This window comes from Muricauda sp. SCSIO 65647 (assembly GCF_021534965.1).
In the GTDB taxonomy this organism is placed as follows: domain Bacteria; phylum Bacteroidota; class Bacteroidia; order Flavobacteriales; family Flavobacteriaceae; genus Flagellimonas_A.
Map to the genome: position 1 here is coordinate 3628630 of NZ_CP091037.1, position 19651 is coordinate 3648280.

Below are 19651 nucleotides of genomic sequence, written 5' to 3' on the forward strand. Positions count from 1 at the left end.
AAAACCAAACTGCCCAGACATGACAGGAGACGATATCCTACAACTTTTTGCCTTTTTATTACCAGCGGTTGTCACCGGCGCCGTTGCCTTTTACTTTTTTAGATTGCATACAAGAAATGAAGAAGGGCGCAGGCGCTTCTTGTTACAAAAAGATACCCAAAAACAGGCCTTGCCCATACGATTGCAGGCCTATGAGCGTATGGCCCTTTTCTTAGAGCGTATTTCCATTCCGAGTTTAGTGGTAAGAGTGGCCCCAAAATCAAAAAACAAGGCCGATTACGAAAATCTACTTATCAAACAGATAGAAACAGAATTTGACCATAATCTCTCACAACAAATATACATGAGTGATGAGTGCTGGAATATCATCAAGGCCGCTAAAAGTGCCACTATTCAGATCATACGTTCTGCCGGTATGAGTGAAAGTGATTCTTCTGATAAGCTTAGGGAAGATATTTTGAACGAAACCATGGAAAAACAATCCCCATCGGCAACTGCCTTGGCTTTTGTTAAGAGAGAGATCTCTGAGTTGTGGTAACTAGCTGTTGATGGTCGTTAGCCTATTGATTACGCCAGTCCTTACCCCTAGACCACCCATTCTTCAGCTTAGGACTTAGCCAACAGGGTAGATTATCAAAACGAACCATGAACTTTTTTGTACACGCCATTCAATACTAACGAATAACTATTGACTGCCAACTACTTCATCACTCTTGCACATCGGGATCGATCGGCATACTCTCGACATTCTTGTTCTTGGCATAGAGATACCCTTTTTTCCACCATAAGGTCATACGCTCTTTATTGAAAATCAATGAATTTGTGGTAAGAACCGTAGGTGTGTAGTAGAAATTGATGATGGCATCGTGTTGGCTGGCCACCAATTTTCCAATTCTTACATTTTGATTTTCAATACGATCTAGCATAAAGGAAAAAATGGTGGTAATCAACTCAAACGGATTCCGGGAAGGCATCCGGTTCAAATAATTTACCTCGGTATGTAGTACGACCACATCAACTTCTGTCGCTCCTCTTTTGATGGCCTCTTCGATGGGCACCAAACTGCCCAGTCCCCCATCGGCATATTCGCAACCATTTTTTCTGACCAAACTCATAAAAGGGGTATAATTCGATGAAATCCAGATCCAATCACAATACTCATCGTAGGTACAATCATTTATCGACTTATATTCTACTTGGTTGAGCGATAGGTTAGAAACCGTAATCACCACATCTTTCGAACTGTTCTTTAGTGCATTGAATTCTTCGATGGTGATACTACTTCGTATCAATTGCCGAAGACTCTCGCTTTCACCAAAGGTCTTATGGCCTTTCATAAAATTTTTGAGCACATTCCAATGGTTGATGGCGATTAACTCTAGACCATGTTTTCGACGAATGATAAAGGGGCAGCTGCTGAAGATACTATCTTGATCTACCGAAGAATATATTTCCTTGATTTTATCAATTTTGTTAAGGGCCAAGTGAGAGATGAGCAAGCTTCCTGTCGAGGTGCCCACAAAAAGCTCGTAACCATGTTTGGCCTCTTCTATCAAAAATTGGGCTACCCCGCCCGCAAAGGCTCCTTTACTCCCTCCACCTGATATGACCAATGCCCTCATTTGTTGTTCAGTTTATCAAGTATTTTTTTGTTCTCTTTGGTTAGGGTTTCGTAAACAGTGTTCAATCGTTTCTCAAATAGCTCATCTGTCATCAATTCACGCAATAAATTTCTTGAGAACTTCTTGAATTGCCAAACATGATGGTCAGCGGCCTCGACCAGATTTGCAAGTGCTTCATTGTTCAATGCATTGATGTGGTTGAGATACTCGAAAGCCAACTGGCGTACCTCAAAATGATGATTGGGCGCAGTATAGCCGTTTAGTTCTTCGTAATAGCCTTTCTTTTTTTCAGGATGGATTTCAGGGGTCACCAAGGCCAAGGTCAACCATAAAAGACGAATGTTCTTATTTGGAAGGCCCATCACATTGTTGGTTTGTGACAAAAAGTTCTCTCTTTCAGAAGGGAAACTGGTCCATAGTTTGAACAACGCCAATTCTTGGGTAACATAGCTTTCATCTTCAAGCAGGGAAGCAAACACTTCTTTCAATTCTTGCGGAACACTTTCAATAACCTGTGCCACGGCCTGTCTTGTTTTTAAGTCCTTTTCTTTTTGTAGGATGCTTTCCAATCCTTTTACCGGGGTCTTCAATCCGTAGGTCAATATGAGCTGTCTTTTGAGTGCAGCGGAAGTGGTACCGGAGTACCAATCCATTTTTTTGATTGTCGCCCCATCGGCTTTCTTTAGTTCAAAATATTCTTTAATACTGTTGGCGTGCCGTACCAAATAGGCTTTGGTCGATTCCCACGGAAATTCCTCACCTTCTAACCACTCTTTCCGAAAACCAGTGAGGTCTTTACCACTTGCGGATTCGACTTCAGAAAGAAAATCGGCAATGGTCACATTTTTAAAGGCAAATTTTTCGAGATAGTTGCGAATTCCTTTTTTAAAGGCCTCTTCACCTGCTATTTCACGTAGCATGACCAAGGCCCATGCACCCTTTTCATAAAAGGTCAGACTGTTTGCATTCGGATTCGTCAGGGCTTCCCCATCGCCATTTTCTGAAAGTATGTTCAAGGTTTTAGCCGTGTCATATAATCGCCAATAATAATGGTCATCGCCAAAAAGCTCTTTTTCGGTAAGATAGGCGTAATAGGTCGCAAAACCTTCATGTAACCAATGGTGCTCACCACTTTTTTCGGTGACCAAGTTACCAAACCATTGGTGGGCCAGCTCATGGGCATTGACATTCACGTAATTCTTATCGATAAAGGCCATGGAATCAATTACGTAAGTATTCGAGAAAATGGTGAGCGTCGTGTTTTCCATTCCCGCATAAAGAAAATCCTGTGCGGGCACCTGTTTATAGTTTTGCCATGGATAGGGTACTTCGATTTCCTCCTCCAAAAAGTCAAAAATCTCTTTCATATAGCGAAAGGTGGGCTCGACCTTTAGGCTGTCTTTGGGCTCATAATACAGTTCGATGGGCACACCAGAAGCAGACTTCAGGGTTTTCTTGTCAAAATCACCAATGGCAAAAGCCGCAAGATAACTGCTCATCGGTTTTTCCATGTTGAATCTCCACGCATTTAGCGAGTCTTTATCAACTACTTCAAGAAGTTCCCCGTTAGCGATTGCATCATATTCTTTCGGTGCCATTATTTGAAAATCAAATTCAATTTTTTCGCTCATATCATCAAAACTGGGCAGCCAATGGCTGGTGTACTTACCTTGGCCTTGAGTCCATATTTGCTCGTTCCCATTAATTTGATCGTCCCAACCAAAAAAATAAACGGTCTGCTTGGGTTTCGAGGTAAACCATAGCGTCAATAGGTGTTCTCCCATGTTCTTGGGGGCCTGAAATGCAATTTGTTTTCCATTGTTGGAATAGGGAACTTCTTTACCGTTCAAGGCTACTTTTTGAAAACCCATATCAATGGCATCAAGAAAAATGGAATCTGTGTTTGCCGACATTTCAAATGCATAGGAAACACTCCCCTTAATCGATTTTTCAATGGTATCAGGAGTAATGGAGACATCACCAGAGACAAAATCCACTGCAGGGAAATCTTGTCCGAAAATCATTATGGGAACCAAAAAGAAAAGCAGGTAGAATTGTCTCATAGCCTCGGAGCAGCAAAAGTCAATCCAAATTACATAAATTCGTGCGATGAAGCCCAATTTTCTACAAACTCCAATCGCTTATCTCAAAGGTGTGGGCCCGAATCGGGCAGAGACCTTGCAAACAGAATTGGGCATTCAGACCTACCACGATCTCTTACACCTCTACCCCAACCGCTATTTAGACAAAACCCAATATTACAAAATCAATCAGTTAAAAGATAGTGGGGCCGACGTACAGATCATGGGCAAAATTGTTCACCTCAAAACGGTAGAACAGAAACGCGGCAAAAGGCTCGTGGCCACTTTTATGGATGATACGGGAGAAATGGAGCTGGTTTGGTTCAGGGCCCAAAAATGGATGCGTGAAAACCTGAGGCTCAATGAACCCTACGTGGTTTTTGGCCGCATAAACCGATACGGAAGTACTTTTTCAATGCCCCACCCAGAAATGGAATTGCTCAAAGAGCACCAAGCAGGACTAAAGATCGCCATGCAGCCCATCTACCCCTCTACCGAAAAATTGAGCGCCAAGGGCATCACCAATAGGGTCATCAGCAAACTGCAACAGCAACTTTTGCTCGAATCAAAAGGCCAGTTTCAAGAAACGGTCTCGGGGGCAATTCTAGAAGAACTGAAACTATTTTCAAGAGCTGATGCTTTGTTGAACGTTCATTTTCCCAAAAATCAAGAGCTGCTGGCCAAAGCTAGGTTCCGTCTCAAATTTGAAGAGCTGTTCTACATACAGTTGCAACTGATTTCAAAGAAGATTATCCGAAAACAAAAAATAAAGGGCTTTCCCTTTGAAAAGGTAGGTCACAATTTCAACACCTTCTTTGAAAAGCATTTGCCTTTTGAGCTTACAGCAGCCCAAAAAAGGGTCATCAAAGAAATTCGGGCCGATTTAGGAAGCAACGCCCAAATGAACCGCTTGTTACAGGGCGATGTGGGTTCTGGCAAGACCATAGTGGCGCTGATGAGCATGCTGTTGGCCATTGATAACGGTTTTCAGGCCTGTTTGATGGCCCCTACAGAAATTTTGGCCAATCAACACTACAACGGATTAAAGGAATTATTGGGTAAAATGGAAATAACCCTCGAACTGCTCACGGGCTCTACAAAAAAATCGGAACGAAGAACCATCCACGAGCGGTTGCAAAACGGGTCGCTCCATATTTTAGTGGGCACCCATGCCGTTTTGGAAGAGAAAGTGCAATTTCACAATCTTGGTCTCGCCATTGTTGATGAGCAGCATCGTTTTGGGGTAGCACAGCGTTCAAAACTTTGGCATAAGGGGGGCTCACCCCCGGGGGAGGTTGGAGGGGTTTCCATTCCGCCCCATGTGCTGGTCATGACCGCTACGCCCATTCCGCGTACCCTGGCCATGAGCCTATATGGAGATCTCGATATTTCGGTCATCGATGAACTGCCCCCTGGGCGCAAACCTGTCAAAACGGTGCACCGTTATGATTCGAATCGCCTAAAGGTCTTTCACTTCATTAAGCAAGAAATCAAAAAAGGAAGACAGGTCTATATCGTGTACCCCCTGATACAAGAATCGGAAGCCGTAGACTATAAAGACCTGATGGATGGCTATGAAAGCATTTCACGGGAGTTTCCCCTGCCCGATTACCAAATATCCATTGTACATGGCCGTATGAAGAGTCAGGACAAAGACTATGAGATGGCGCGTTTTGTAAAGGGCGAGACCCAACTTATGGTGGCCACTACGGTCATCGAAGTGGGGGTCAATGTACCCAATGCCTCGGTGATGATCATCGAAAGTGCAGAGCGATTCGGACTCTCACAATTGCACCAACTACGTGGCCGTGTCGGAAGGGGGGCTGAACAGAGCTATTGCATTCTGATGACGGGCAGTAAACTCTCTGAAGATGCCCGTACCCGCTTACAGACCATGACACGTACCAACGACGGTTTTGAAATTGCCGAAGTGGACTTGAGATTACGTGGTCCTGGCGACTTGATGGGCACTCAACAAAGCGGATTGTTGAACTTAAAGATTGCCGATATTGTCAAGGACAACCAAATTTTGAACACCGCCCGTTACTATGCGGTAAACTTACTAAAAGAAGATCCACGATTGGAAAAACCTGAAAACCTGCCCATTCGAAAGCAATTTGCCAAAATGGTCAAGGATAAGGCAATTTGGGGGTATATAAGCTAAGAACGCCCAGCTTCACTGGGCGTTCACACTTGGTATATAATTGTAGCTAGTTGATACCTTCTCCCTTTTCTGCTTTGTCGATATTGGCCTGTACCCTGTCACGGTTTACCTGTGCGGGTGCATTCTGCAAAGCAATTTTTAGGTGCTTGAGTGTCGATTTATGATCGCCTTTCGCAGAGTAGCCCCGAGCAAGTCCATAGTGTACGGGCCAAGTATCTTTGTGATTTTTGGCGTTCCATTGAAAAATCTCCAAGGCTTTATCGGTCTGCCCTTGGGCGATCAACTGTCGCCCATACCCATGAACTTGAAAAACCGTACCCATGGGCAATGCTTCTTGCATGATGGCCTCAGCCTCGGCAGTCTTGCCCTGTTTGGCCAAGATCTGCGCCTTGATACTTAGGTTATTGAATGTTTTTTGGCTGAAAAACTGTCCATCGATAGCGGCATCGACCCACCCCATGGCCTCATCAAGGTCGCCTCCATTGTTCAATGCAAAATTAGCGGCCTGCTCCCATGATTGACGGCTAAACCCTGGGGTGTCTTGTAATTTTTGTCGAATATCCGCCAAAACGATATCGGTAACGCCCACTTCGATCTTAAAGGGGATCTGTTTCTTTTCCCAGTTCAAGGAAGCAACACCTGATGTGGCATCCACCTCATTGAATTCGAATTTCAACTGTTCAACATGGGAAATCTCTTTGGCGGTCACATCGACCCGCAATACATCTTCTGCAGGGTCATAAAAATAACTGCCCCAGGCCCCATGATTTTTAGAAAAAATTATCGTGGCCGTATCATCTTCGTTGACGACCATGTGAAGACCGTATTTACCAGCGGGCAAATCCTTCCCTTCTATCTTGATGGCATCGCTGGCTTTAAAAATGGTGTTCTCATTTGCTCCGGCCCGCCAGGGTGATTCAGCTGCTGTTCCAAAACCGAGATTGTTCATTCCATAAGGTACCAACTGCCCCCATATTTCACGGTCATTGACACTGGGTCGTGAATAGACAATCGTAATATCGGTAATACCGATACGCTGTGAGACTTTTGCTTTTTGACTCCCCCTCGGCAAGTCAAGTTGTGCGAGGGCTTCTGTCGAAAAACACAAGACCGCGAGCAACAATAGAATTGAAATTTTTGTGTCGCTTTTTTTCATTGGTTTGTTGTTTACTGTTAATGAATAAATTAGGTCATTCCGAAAATACTCATGAACCGTTGTCCTTTTCGTTACCATTGTGTTAATCTGCCATTCGAATATGTTAAACTCCGTACTCTTGAGTGGGGACTTTTTTGTTGACCAGACGGGCAAGTGAAACTAATATGAAAAGGCCTAAACGATTGGGCATCGTAATTTTAAACGGATATTATTTCAACTGCGCTGTTGTCTTTTGTAAGTTTGAAGCTTGATTTTGATCGAGAAAACAGGGTATTTCACGCATCGAAAAATAAGAATACCCGTTAATTTGAAATGAAAATGAAAACACTGTTCGATAAGGTTTGGGACTCACATGTTGTTCGAAAAATCGAAGGTGGACCAGATGTATTCTTCATCGACCGCCATTTCATCCATGAAGTGACCAGTCCCGTGGCGTTTTTGGGCTTGAAAAATCGTGGTAATTCAGTGCTGTATCCGCAGCGCACATTTGCCACTGCCGATCATAACACGCCAACATTGAACCAGCACCTACCGGTCGGTGACCCACTATCGGCCAATCAGTTGAAAGCTTTACAAGAGAATACCGCTGAGTGGAACATCGTGCATTGGGGGCTTGGCCACCGCAAAAACGGAATCGTACATGTGGTAGGTCCGGAAAATGGCATCACCTTGCCAGGGGCGACCATTGTCTGTGGTGATTCACATACATCCACACATGGGGCCTTTGGGGCCATTGCCTTCGGTATAGGCACTTCAGAAGTTGAAATGGTACTCTCTACCCAGTGTATCATGCAGCCCAAACCGAAAAAGATGCGCATCAGTGTCAACGGTACCCTTGGTTTTGGGGTCACACCAAAAGATGTTGCCCTTTTCATCATCGCCAAACTGACCACTTCTGGTGCTACAGGGCATTTTGTTGAATATGCTGGCGATGTTTTCAAAGACATGAGCATGGAAGGCCGTATGACCGTCTGCAATATGAGCATTGAGATGGGTGCCCGCGGCGGAATGGTCGCACCTGATGAAAAAACGTTTGAATACATCAAAGGAAGGGAATATACCCCAAAAGGAGCTGAATGGGACAAGGCCATGGAATATTGGAATACCCTCAAGACCGATGATGGGGCCGAATTTGACAAGGAATTTAGTTTCGATGCCGCAGAAATCGAACCGATGGTCACTTACGGTACCAATCCCGGTATGGGAGTGGGCATCACCAAGAATATTCCCAGTGCGTCTGATATTCAGGCCAGTGAGGTGACCTTTAAAAAATCGTTGGATTATATGGGATTTACCGAGGGTGAGCCCATGATGGGAAAAAAGGTCGATTATGTATTTCTCGGAAGCTGTACCAATGCCCGTATTGAAGATTTTAGGGCCTTTGCCTCTGTCATAAAAGGAAGGAAAAAGGCCGATGGCCTAACCGTTTGGTTGGTGCCCGGAAGCCATGTTGTAGAAGAAAAAATAAAGGAAGAAGGAATTTTGGATATGCTGACCGAAGCAGGATTCTCACTACGCGAACCCGGTTGTTCGGCTTGCTTGGCGATGAATGATGACAAGATTCCCGCCGGCAAATTGGCCGTCAGCACCTCAAATCGAAATTTTGAGGGCCGACAAGGTCCCGGGGCACGAACCATTTTGGCGAGCCCTTTGGTGGCAGCGGCAACAGCTGTGACTGGTAAGGTCACCGATCCACGCGAATTACTAAAACCTGAATTGGTCTAAAATCTCAACCATGGCTTACGATAAATTCAACATACTCAACAGTACAGCGGTACCACTGCCCATCGAAAATGTAGATACCGACCAAATCATTCCTGCCCGTTTCTTAAAGGCTACGGAACGTAAGGGATTTGGTGATAACCTTTTTCGAGATTGGCGTTACCATAGCGATGGTGCCCCAAAAGAAAATTTTGTGCTGAACAATCCGATTTACGGTGGCAAGATCTTGGTGGGTGGAAAAAATTTCGGCTCGGGTTCTTCACGAGAGCATGCGGCCTGGGCGGTGTACGACTATGGTTTTCGCTGCGTCATCTCCAGTTTTTTTGCGGATATCTTCCGCAATAATTGCCTGAACATAGGCGTACTTCCCGTGCAAGTGAGTGCCGATTTTTTAGACAAAATATTCAAAGCCTTGGAAACGGACCCCAAAACGGAATTTGAAGTGAACCTTCCAGAGCAGACCGTAACCATTCTGAGTACCGGGGAGCAAGAATCTTTTGATATCAATAGCTATAAAAAGAGCAATATGATGAACGGCTACGATGATATCGATTATCTGGTGGCCATGAAAAAAGAGATTGAAGAATTTGCAGCAAAACGCCCCTTCTGACCCACTCGCAAACAAGCGCTTTATGAAGAGATGTGTTGAAATAATGGATACTACCCTCAGAGATGGGGAACAGACCTCTGGCGTTTCCTTTACGGCATCTGAAAAATTGACCTTGGCAAAACTATTGCTCGAAGAACTGAAGGTAGACCGTATAGAGGTAGCCTCGGCACGGGTGTCCGATGGAGAGTTCGAAGCGGTTAAGAACATAATGGAATGGGCGGCGGAAGAAGGCCGTATCGATCAAGTCGAGGTATTGACATTTGTCGATGGTGGCGCTTCCATTGAATGGATGAAAAAGGCCGGGGCAAAAGTGCAGAATTTATTGACCAAGGGATCATTGAACCACTTGACCCATCAGCTCAAAAAAACACCGGAACAGCATTTCAGTGGTATTGCAGAGGTAATTGCTTTAGGGCAAGAAGCAGGCATTGCGACCAATGTGTATTTAGAAGATTGGAGCAATGGCATGCGCAATTCACAAGAGTACGTCTTTCAGTTTCTCGATTTTTTGACCGAACAGCCCGTCAAGAGAATTTTATTGCCCGACACACTCGGGGTATTGACCCCATCAGAAACCTTTACATATATCGAGAAGATCATAAAACGATATCCAAGCACCCACTTTGATTTTCACGGGCACAATGACTATGATCTGAGCGTATCGAACGTTATGGAGGCCTTAAAGGCGGGGGCTTATGGATTGCACCTTACCGTGAACGGCATGGGCGAGCGGGCCGGTAATGCCCCTTTGGCAAGTACCATTGCCGTTATCAATGATTTTTTACCTGAGATCGAGACCAAGGTGGTAGAATCTTCTTTATATAAAGTAAGCAAACTGGTTTCTACATTTACCGGTTTCGGCATACCTGCCAACAAACCCATTGTAGGTGATAACGTTTTTACACAAACTGCTGGTATTCATGCAGATGGTGACAATAAACATAATCTTTACTTTAATAGTCTAATGCCTGAGCGTTTTGGCAGAAAGCGCAAATACGCCTTGGGCAAAACGTCAGGTAAGGCCAATATCTTAAAAAACCTTCAAGAATTGGGATTGACCCTCAATGATGAGGAGGTCAAAAAAGTGACCGAGCGTATCATAGAACTCGGCGACAAAAAAGAAAAAGTCACCAAAGAAGATCTTCCCTATATTATTTCCGATGTATTGGACAGTAGTGCTTATAAACAAAAGGTCTTCATTCAATCGTATGTGCTTACACATTCAAAGGGACTGATGCCCTCCACTACCCTGTCGATTGACGTTGAGGGAAAGGTGTATGAAGAACATGCACAGGGCGATGGCCAATTTGATGCCTTCATGAATGCACTGCACAAAGTATATACAAAGCTTGACGTGGCGCTTCCCAAACTCATCGATTATGCCGTTCGTATTCCTCCCGGAAGCAGCTCCGATGCCCTATGTGAAACCATGATCACCTGGAAAACCCCCAAACATGATTTTGTCACCACGGGACTGGACTCTGACCAAACCGTATCGGCCATAAAGGCCACTGAAAAGATGTTGAATTTAATTTAGACGATAGACGCTAGAAGTTAGATGTTAGAGTTTTTAGCATTCATTTTTGTTGGCTACCTCCTTGAGAGAACTTTACGGGTGTTTCACCGAATGCCCAAAAACCTAATTAATAAAGATTTCCTTTTTTGCGGGAACGAAAATAACCAGATAATCCATGAAACTTACAATAGCCCTATTGGCCGGTGATGGTATCGGTCCAGAAGTAATCGACCAAGCCGTGAAGGTATCAGATGCCGTAGCAAAGAAATTCAACCATGAAATCGAGTGGCAATCCGCTTTGACGGGTGCTGCGGCCATCGATGCGGTTGGTGAGCCCTACCCCGATGAGACCCATGAGGTTTGTGCAAATGCAGATGCCGTATTGTTCGGGGCCATCGGGCACCCCAAGTTCGACAATGACCCATCGGCAAAGGTACGCCCTGAGCAGGGACTCCTGAAAATGCGGCAAAAACTGGGACTGTTCGCCAATGTGCGTCCGACCTTTACCTTTCCATCATTGATCGATAAATCGCCTTTGAAACGCGAACGCATCGAGGGTACCGACTTGGTCTTCTTTCGTGAGCTGACAGGGGGTATCTACTTCGGAAAGCGGGGCCGCGAAGATAATGGCGATACCGCCTATGATACCTGTACCTATACCCGTGCCGAAGTACAACGCATCGCCAAAAAAGGGTTTGAGGCTGCCATGAAGCGTTCAAAACGCTTGTGCTGCGTTGATAAGGCCAATGTTCTTGAATCATCACGACTGTGGCGTGAGACCGTTCAACAAATGGAAAAGGACTATCCAGAAGTGGAGGTCTCCTATGAGTTTGTCGATGCCGTGGCCATGCGATTGGTACAATGGCCCAAAGAATATGACGTACTGATCACTGAAAACATGTTTGGCGACATTTTGACCGATGAAGCTTCGGTCATTTCGGGTTCTATGGGCCTTATGCCCTCGGCCTCGGTGGGCAGCAAGGTATCGCTGTACGAACCAATTCACGGATCGTATCCACAGGCGGCGGGTAAAGATATCGCCAACCCCTTGGCGACCGTGCTTTCAGCTGCCATGATGTTCGATGATCTTGGGCTGGCCCAAGAAGCGCAGACCATTCGTGATGTAGTGAACAAATCATTGGCCGAAGGTATGGTGACCGAAGATCTAGCCGATGGTGGCAAAGCCTATAAAACCTCTGAAGTGGGCGATTGGCTTGCCAAGAATATTTAGCTATCATCTACGATTTCCTACAATACTCAAAGCCCAGTAAACTGGGCTTTTTTAATGTTGGCATAAGTGGTAAATTGTTCCTAATATAGAAGCTATATAGATCATTGGTGATCTATATTCTTACGTTGGCAAACATCGAATGTTCAAAACAAAGTAGCTCCTATGCAAAAAATTACAACACGACATGTCTTTTTAACCATACTAGGGTTCCTTGGGCTAGGAGCTATTGGCGGTGGATTGGTACTGATAATTTCTCCCATGGGAGAGATGTTGGGACTACCAATAACCGAGTTTAAAAATATGCCTTTTCAAAATTTTGTGATACCGGGAATTATCTTGTTTATTCTTCTTGGCACGATACCGTTATTACTCATACCAGCATTAATTAAGAAGCCGGATTCTAAATTGGCGGATATGTTTAATGTATTCGGGGACATGCATTGGTCGTGGACTTACAGCATTTATGTTGCTTTTACACTCATTAGTTGGATACAAATACAATTGATCTTTCTTCAAAGTTCAGTACACTGGTTGCATACGTTTTATAGCTTTTATGCGCTGCTAATCATTCTGATTGCTCTTTTACCCCAGATGCGAACAACATATCGAAAGAAAAGTGAAAAGAAACATTAAAACGTTTGCCAACAAAACCTATAATGCCCTATGGGACACTGCGTATAGCCAAACCATTGTGTAGAATTTGAAAAACTGAATCCAAACTCAACTATACTTATGAGAAAACTTAGACCATTAATATTGACTTTTGTCCTAATTCTCATTGGCACTGTTATTTCAGCCCAAGAAATAATAGCTGATTTGAGTTATTTTCCAAAAAAAGAATTCAATGATAGAATTGTTGAAAGTAATACCGCTGATAATGGTAATACATTTGAAAAAATAGTTATAGATGGGTTCGATTCCAAAATTCCTTTTTATAGCATAAAACCTAAAGATAGAAAGGAAGATAAATATGTTATACTTCTTCACGGTTTAACTGGGAGCAAAGACAATTGGGTTAATCCTATAACCAGTCTATCAGAAAAATACGTAGAACTCAAAGATTCATTATTAACATTAGGCTATTCTGTACTAATCCCTGATGCTAAATATCACGGAGAAAGAACCTATCAAGGAAATTTTGCTTCGCCTCTAACATTTTTTTCATCACAAGATGTTCAAAAAATATATAACCTATATACGTCTTCTGTCAAAGATATCCGAATCATAATGGACTATATAGAACGTAAATCAACCTCAAAAACACAAACTTTTGATGTTATAGGCTATAGTATGGGCGGACAGATGACAATTCTTTTAAATTCCATTGATGATAGACTAAATCGTGTAGTCATTTGCGTAGCACCATTAGATTTTAAAACAGGTGTGCGACTTGGAATGAGCGAAGAAAACACTAAAAAGATTGATTATATGTCACCAAAAAATTGTGCGACACTGCAAAAGTCGCCTGTTACCTTACTAATGGGAACAAAAGATGGCTGGTATACCAAAGAAGAAGCCCAAGATTTTTTTGATAAAATAACAATAAAAGATAAATCATTGAAATTCTATGAATCTGGACATTACTTGCCCGATGAATTTATTTCAGATACAATTGAAAATATAAATAAGAAATAAAAACGCTACACAACAAGGGCTATAATCCAGGGCTCCCCTCCTGCCCAAAAGAATATTTGATACCTTGGATAAAAAGGGAATGATTCCGTCCCGCAGCACGGCTCTAAGGAAAATGCCATCAGCCGCAACGAAATCATACATAAGACCGTTGTATGCCATAGGATTAAACCTTTTACATTTCGAAAAGTCTAAAAGCAAATACTTGAACCAAATAAAATGCAAAGATTCTTTTTGATTCTGCTTCTTATTAGTCTTTTTTCCTGCGAAACTCCTGATGAAAATAGTCAAATCACTGACGTAGAACGTGTTGTAAGAAAAATGAATTTAGCACTTGCAAATCATGATCATTTCCAACTACTTGCGTGCTATTCTGATGAAATGGACTGGGAAAACTCATTTGGGTGGACAATAAGAAATAAAGACACTTTAAATACATATTTCAAAGACTGGTTATTTACCAGATACCCAAAATTAGATAGCCATAGACTTAGTCTGAAGTTCAATATTAAATTCATCAGCAAGCAAACTGCTTGGGTCGATGTACTTCAAGAAATCAATTCTGAAGACATGAATTCAGTGGTTAGAACCTATAGGCAAACCCATTTACTTATAAAAAGAAGTGATGGCTGGTTAATCAAGAAAACAAGGCTGTGGGCGCCAACTCCCAATGACAATCCGCCAATCGAGTTTTTGTCTTCCCCAAGTTTTTTTGAATAAAATTGATTTTTGATCATTTATATCTGACTACAAACGGCGCACAACAGCTGCTATACTTCACCAGCCCGACAGAGTTCTGGTAGGTTGCGACTTTATTGCTAACTTTAAACCCATTAACCATTATCCCAATAGCCATCGGGAGGGTGGATTTATCAATTATAAATGACATGAATAATAGTATACATATACATGAAGTTATTTTTTTGATCGAGAAAAATAATGAACAATGGACACCCAGTGAACTAATAGAAGCTATCGGTACTACTTGGGGCGAAGATGTTCACTTTGGTTCATGCTCTGGAAATGCCTTTCCCAAAGAAAATGCACTCGACTTTCTAGTCAATCGCCAAAAAGTAGTCCTATCTAAAGAAGGAAAAGTAGCACTTCATCCTTCCATACAAATATGTGAGGGACACAAGGGATTCAACAAATGAGCAAGTCTTACCGGAATATATAAACATCGTCTAACCATGGGTATGGGCCATGCCTCCTACTTTACCCTAAAATTAATTACCTTCCAAATGAATTAATTTCCGTGTAACCTGGCGTTACGAAAAACCGGCACAGGCCATTCACGAGACCGTTAGGCACCATACAAAATGAAGAAGTTCTTTCGTTACGTTACTCCTTTAAGAATATGTACTGTTTATTTAATAGTTCAAACTATCGTTTGGTATATCGGGATTCATAAATCAATTGAGAATGGCCATAATCCTGAATTGGGTGGATTAGCGCCGTATGTCTTTGGTGGAATTGCAATAATTTCCTTTCTATTGGATTTAGTCCTTTCTCTAATTCTTAAACCAAAAACTAATTGGATCGTACAGTTTCCATTGATATTCGCAGGAATCCTTGTATTCCTATTTAACTCGTAACAAAAAAGGAATAAAAAACTGTATCTAACAACATCTCTAATTAAGTGCTTCTTTGCCATGATCTGGCAACTTTTCCTACATTTATTGAATAATTGACCAGGCGTAACGATTTGCTACTTGTAACCTTCACACGCAAAACCTATCTCGACGACTAAATCGCGTGTTTTGGTTACCAAGTCATACCAAATCATAGCCAGGATTGTTCTACATAATTTGAAAAAAACAGTCAGAATATTGATAATTGGACTTTTGCTAGTTATTTCATGTCGGGAAAAACCGAAAGCGATAATAGAAAAACCTATTTCGGATTTTAATCTTAATACGGACCTTGTAGAATTCAAGGAAAGAATGACCGAATTGGACACTATTCGAGTTTCCTTTGACCATTCGATTTGTGAGTATCAAGGTTATGAACGACTTGAAATAACAAAGTTTGGGGATTCAATTCGAGTAAGGTCTGAATATCAAAATCATGACGAAAAAAATGCTGAATGGAAAACTCTTTATGAAGAGCATATAGTACTCAGGGACACCACATGGGGTTTTGGAAGTTTTATTGCCCGCAATGACAGTCTTATAGACAGTATTCCTAGCAAATATTCAAGAATGGTCATTTCAGATGGAAAGGGATTAATATCTTACTCCACTAAGGGACTATCCCAAGCTTTGGCTTTCCTTCGAGATTATCACCTTACAATGAAAGAATTAAACGACCCCAAAGGATTTATTTATGGTTATTCAGAGGAAGAAATGGAGGAGTTCAGGAAAAATTTCAAGCAATAAAAACTGCATAGACCAGTGGTCATCATTAGCAAGCAAGATAAATTTTGAAGAAAATAATTTACATAGTTCTAACTAGCCTTTGTTGCGTTGGTTGTATCAAAACAAAAAATTCTTCAGCAGTGGATGTTGAATACAATGTTCAATCAAAACTGAAAGAAACCACTCCTGTTTTGGAAGTGGAATTCAATTATTCGAGCGATAAAGATGGTTTGGTAAGATTGCGCTATGAAAATGAATCATGGGGAGATAGCAATATTTTTGATTGTATCAAGAGCTTTCAGGTTGTTCCAAAAGCCAAAAGAATTGAATTTTTTAGGGATAGCAGTCAAATAATTATTGAAACCGACCCAAATATTATCAATGTTATTCGCTATCAAATCAGTCAAGATTATGAGGGTTTGCCCTTAAATGAGAAAAGGTACAGACCGATGATCGACTCGCGTTTCTTTCACATTTTGGGCATGAGATTGTTTATGGTTCCAGAGCGTGTTTTTGCTGCAGATTCTACCCGTGCGAATATCAAAATTAATTATCAGGCAGAAGGAGCCAATAGTCTATACCACAGTAGTTTTGGAAAAGACAACGTTCAAAATATAAGTGTAGACAGAGAAGATTTGTATGCTTCTTTCTTTATAGGAGGAGATTTTAGAAGGTATTCTTTTCCGCTAGAAAAAGACACCGTATATTTTTTGACCAGAGGCAATTGGAAACCATTTACGGATCACGATATATATCAGTTATTAAAGGAAACCATCAAGTCTCAAAATGAATTTTGGAACGATCCAAGAAAGGGCAATTTTTCGGTTTCACTTGTACCTACATATGAAGAATGGTATTCAGTCGGGGGTAGTGGCTTTTCATCATCTTTCATTTCTTTTGCTTCCAACAATGACAAAGTTTCCCTAAAACACATGAGGTGGTTGTATAACCATGAATTGTTGCACAAATGGATCGGAAGAACCATTCTTAATGAAAATGAAGTAGAGCAATATTGGTTTAGTGAAGGCTTTACCGACTACTATTCATATAAGTTACAGCTAAAAGCCAACCAATTGAATGTGGCTGAGTATGTAGAAATTTTGAATAGTGAAGTTATTATTCCCCATTACCAAGACCCTGTTAAAAACACCCCCAATTCCAAGTTAACACTTCAGGAATATTGGGGCAATTATGCAAAATACCAAAAGCTCCCATACAGAAGAGGTCTTTTATATGCTTTTCTTATCGACAATCAGATAAAAAAAGAATCTAACTACACAAAGAGCCTCGATGATTTAATGCATGAATTATTAGCCTTGTCGTTAAAAGATAGAACAACGAGAATAAATCAGTCGCTATTTTTGAGGACACTATCTAAATACCTGAACCACTCAAGTGTTGCGTTGCAATTTGAAAAATACATTGTTAACGGAGAGCTGATCAATTTTCAAGATCAAGTGCCAAATGGGCTCTCGATTGATTATACAGACGATATCCCGGTTTTCAAAATAGACGCTACCAGTAAAAAAGAGCTTGAAAGGAAACTTAGTTTGTAATAACTACAGCCAACAATGTCTATAACCAATACCGGATTAAAGTGATAAGCAAAAGCATAAAACCACGGTCAGTGCAAAACCAAAAAGTGATTGAGTAGAAACCCGCTACCTCTCATATATGAAGCCATTTTAGGGCATTTAAAAACACGAATAAAATGGCATGTTCTGATAATCAAGAAACTTAAATGGATATAAACGAAATAATTAAAAAAGTAACAAAACCAAACCTTTACGAAAAAGGAACTTCGTTTATGTGGACCGACCCATATATCTCAAAGCAGTTACTTCAAGTGCACCTAAATCCAGATATTGACATCGGTAGTCGCAAGAAATCCACAATTGAAAAAACAGCCCAGTGGATTTTAGAGAGCCATGATTCAAGCGGAGAACTGAAGATTTTGGACTTGGGTTGTGGTCCGGGTTTGTATGCTGAGATTTTTGCGAAAAGCGGACATGAAGTAGCGGGTATAGACATTTCTAAAAGTTCAATAGATTATGCGATTAGATCCGCAAAAGAAAAAGGATTAAACATTGCGTATAAAAATGGAAGTTATTTGGATATTGATCTAGGAAAAGAACAATATGATGTAATAGTTCTCATTTATACTGATTTTGGCGTATTGGTACCAACAGAAAGGGAACAGCTCTTAGAAAATATTTTCTTTGCTTTAAAGAAAGGGGGCATTTTCATTTTCGACGTTTTAAAAGACACGGATTTGAACGAAAAACTATCCCCCAGAACTTGGGAAGTATGTGAGGTGGGGTTTTGGCGAGAAACACCATATTTGGCATTGTCGGAATCATTCCTGTACGAAAAGGAAAAAGTAATTATGTTTCAGCATACAATTATTGAAAACAGCGGAAATCTTAATAACTACCGTTTTTGGACGCATTTCTTCTCCCAAAAAGATATATCCACAATGCTGAAACAGCAGAATTTTAGAAACATTGAATTTCGAGCAGATATTTTGCCTGAAAGTGATCTATGGAATGGAGACAATGTACTATTTACAAAATGTGAAAAATGAAAAATATGGGAAAACGTCCCGTAACAATGTGTATACGTAATATGGGCTATGCCCATAAGCCATTGATGGCCATAAATGCTGCACTTTGCTGAACCGTAACATATCCCCATCACTAAAAAGATGATCGTAAAAAATTTATCGAATACATCATTTGACGAGTTGCTAAACTGTTTTTTGTTGGCCTTTAACGACTATTTCGTACCCGTGCCCACCGAAAAGAGCTATTACGAAAACCGGTGGAAAGCGGCCAAGGTCGATTTTAATTGCTCATACGGCATGTTCGACAACGAAAAATTGGTCGGTTTTATCATTCACGCCATAGATAAAAGAAATGGAACATTAGTGGCTTTTAATACAGGAACCGGCGTTATTCCAGAATACAGGGGAAGAAGAATAGTCAAGGCCATCTACGAACATGCCCTTAGGGATTTCGTGAAAAAAGGGGTTGAAAAAAGTACCTTGGAAGTGATCACCAAAAATGATATCGCCATTCGTTTGTACAAGGGTGTCGGTTTCGAAACATGCAAAAAGTACAAATGCTTCAAAGGAAAGCTAAAAATCGACCCGTCTGTTCAAGTTGAAATAAGGGAGATGGATGTAAAGCACATTGATTGGACAAGCTTGCCCAATCAGCAACTATATTCTTGGGACAACCAGAAAGAATCGATAGTGGAAGGAAACTACAGGTTTTTTCATGTACTACATGACAACCAACCGGAATCTTTTTTCATCATTGACCCCGACCAAGGCTATTTGCCGCAGTTCGATTTGTTGAGTACCGAAAAAAATGGATGGAAAAGACTTTTTTCGGGAATCAAACAGGTGGCCGCGACCATAAAAATTAACAATGTTGATGAACGACTGAAAGAAAAACTTGATAATTTAAGGCTTGTCGGACTGAACAATAGTATCGATCAATTCGAAATGGAAATGACGTTAACAACCGGCAACGATAAGCTATCGGATTAACTATAAT

The 19651-nt window shown here is 41.5% G+C and carries 17 protein-coding genes; 14 read left to right on the forward strand and 3 right to left on the reverse strand.

Annotated features, from left to right (window positions below; translation table 11 throughout):
* Window positions 1-19: 19 nt before the first annotated feature.
* Window positions 20-538 (forward strand): hypothetical protein, encoded by a 519-nt coding sequence (locus L0P89_RS16125; RefSeq protein ID WP_235266145.1) that lies wholly within the window; start codon window positions 20-22, stop codon window positions 536-538.
* Between the two features lie 169 nt (window positions 539-707).
* Here the strand turns inward: L0P89_RS16125 and L0P89_RS16130 are convergent, their stop codons facing one another.
* Both L0P89_RS16130 and L0P89_RS16135 read right to left on the reverse strand, forming a co-directional pair.
* Window positions 708-1622 (reverse strand): patatin family protein, encoded by a 915-nt coding sequence (locus L0P89_RS16130; protein WP_235266146.1) that lies wholly within the window; start codon window positions 1620-1622, stop codon window positions 708-710.
* The gene (locus tag L0P89_RS16135; RefSeq protein ID WP_235266147.1) at window positions 1619-3685 is read right to left on the reverse strand and encodes a M1 family metallopeptidase; all 2067 of its coding nucleotides are present in this window, start codon (window positions 3683-3685) and stop codon (window positions 1619-1621) included. Before L0P89_RS16135 ends, L0P89_RS16130 begins: the two co-directional genes overlap by 4 nt.
* A gap of 46 nt (window positions 3686-3731) precedes the next feature.
* Here L0P89_RS16135 and recG point away from each other — a divergent pair, with 46 nt between their 5' ends.
* Window positions 3732-5867: an ATP-dependent DNA helicase RecG gene (gene recG / locus L0P89_RS16140; protein ID WP_235266148.1), complete on the forward strand. Its 2136-nt coding sequence runs from the start codon at window positions 3732-3734 to the stop codon at window positions 5865-5867.
* A 46-nt stretch (window positions 5868-5913) separates the two neighbouring features.
* Here the strand turns inward: recG and L0P89_RS16145 are convergent, their stop codons facing one another.
* Window positions 5914-7023, reverse strand: a complete 1110-nt coding sequence (locus tag L0P89_RS16145; RefSeq protein WP_235266149.1) for a DUF2911 domain-containing protein — start codon at window positions 7021-7023, stop codon at window positions 5914-5916.
* A gap of 318 nt (window positions 7024-7341) precedes the next feature.
* Between L0P89_RS16145 and leuC the strand changes: the two genes are divergently transcribed.
* From leuC to L0P89_RS16205, 12 genes are all read left to right on the forward strand, one after another.
* The gene (gene leuC, locus L0P89_RS16150) at window positions 7342-8748 is read left to right on the forward strand and encodes a 3-isopropylmalate dehydratase large subunit (protein WP_409557556.1); all 1407 of its coding nucleotides are present in this window, start codon (window positions 7342-7344) and stop codon (window positions 8746-8748) included.
* A 10-nt stretch (window positions 8749-8758) separates the two neighbouring features.
* Window positions 8759-9355 carry a 3-isopropylmalate dehydratase small subunit gene (leuD, locus tag L0P89_RS16155; protein ID WP_235266151.1) on the forward strand — a complete coding sequence of 199 codons (597 nt, stop codon included), beginning with the start codon at window positions 8759-8761 and terminating at the stop codon, window positions 9353-9355.
* A gap of 22 nt (window positions 9356-9377) precedes the next feature.
* Complete coding sequence (locus L0P89_RS16160; protein ID WP_235266152.1) at window positions 9378-10892, forward strand: alpha-isopropylmalate synthase regulatory domain-containing protein; 1515 nt, start codon at window positions 9378-9380, stop codon at window positions 10890-10892.
* Between the two features lie 154 nt (window positions 10893-11046).
* On the forward strand, window positions 11047-12102 hold the full coding sequence (gene leuB, locus L0P89_RS16165; RefSeq protein ID WP_235266153.1) for a 3-isopropylmalate dehydrogenase: 1056 nt from the start codon (window positions 11047-11049) through the stop codon (window positions 12100-12102).
* Between the two features lie 162 nt (window positions 12103-12264).
* Window positions 12265-12735 (forward strand): hypothetical protein, encoded by a 471-nt coding sequence (locus L0P89_RS16170; protein WP_235266154.1) that lies wholly within the window; start codon window positions 12265-12267, stop codon window positions 12733-12735.
* A gap of 99 nt (window positions 12736-12834) precedes the next feature.
* A complete protein-coding gene (locus L0P89_RS16175; RefSeq protein ID WP_235266155.1) occupies window positions 12835-13737 on the forward strand; it encodes an alpha/beta hydrolase family protein in 903 nt (300 codons plus the stop codon).
* A gap of 216 nt (window positions 13738-13953) precedes the next feature.
* A complete protein-coding gene (locus L0P89_RS16180; protein WP_235266156.1) occupies window positions 13954-14454 on the forward strand; it encodes a hypothetical protein in 501 nt (166 codons plus the stop codon).
* Window positions 14455-14621: 167 nt separating this feature from the next.
* Entirely contained in the window at window positions 14622-14888 is a 267-nt protein-coding gene (locus L0P89_RS16185) for a DUF2492 family protein (protein ID WP_235266157.1), read from the forward strand.
* Between the two features lie 654 nt (window positions 14889-15542).
* Window positions 15543-16112, forward strand: a complete 570-nt coding sequence (locus tag L0P89_RS16190; RefSeq protein WP_235266158.1) for a hypothetical protein — start codon at window positions 15543-15545, stop codon at window positions 16110-16112.
* Between the two features lie 119 nt (window positions 16113-16231).
* Window positions 16232-17647 (forward strand): M1 family aminopeptidase, encoded by a 1416-nt coding sequence (locus L0P89_RS16195; RefSeq protein ID WP_235266159.1) that lies wholly within the window; start codon window positions 16232-16234, stop codon window positions 17645-17647.
* Window positions 17648-17832: 185 nt separating this feature from the next.
* On the forward strand, window positions 17833-18675 hold the full coding sequence (locus L0P89_RS16200) for a class I SAM-dependent methyltransferase (RefSeq protein WP_235266160.1): 843 nt from the start codon (window positions 17833-17835) through the stop codon (window positions 18673-18675).
* A gap of 120 nt (window positions 18676-18795) precedes the next feature.
* Window positions 18796-19644, forward strand: coding sequence for a GNAT family N-acetyltransferase (locus L0P89_RS16205; RefSeq protein WP_235266161.1), 849 nt, complete (start codon window positions 18796-18798; stop codon window positions 19642-19644).
* The last annotated feature ends 7 nt before the right edge of the window (window positions 19645-19651 follow it).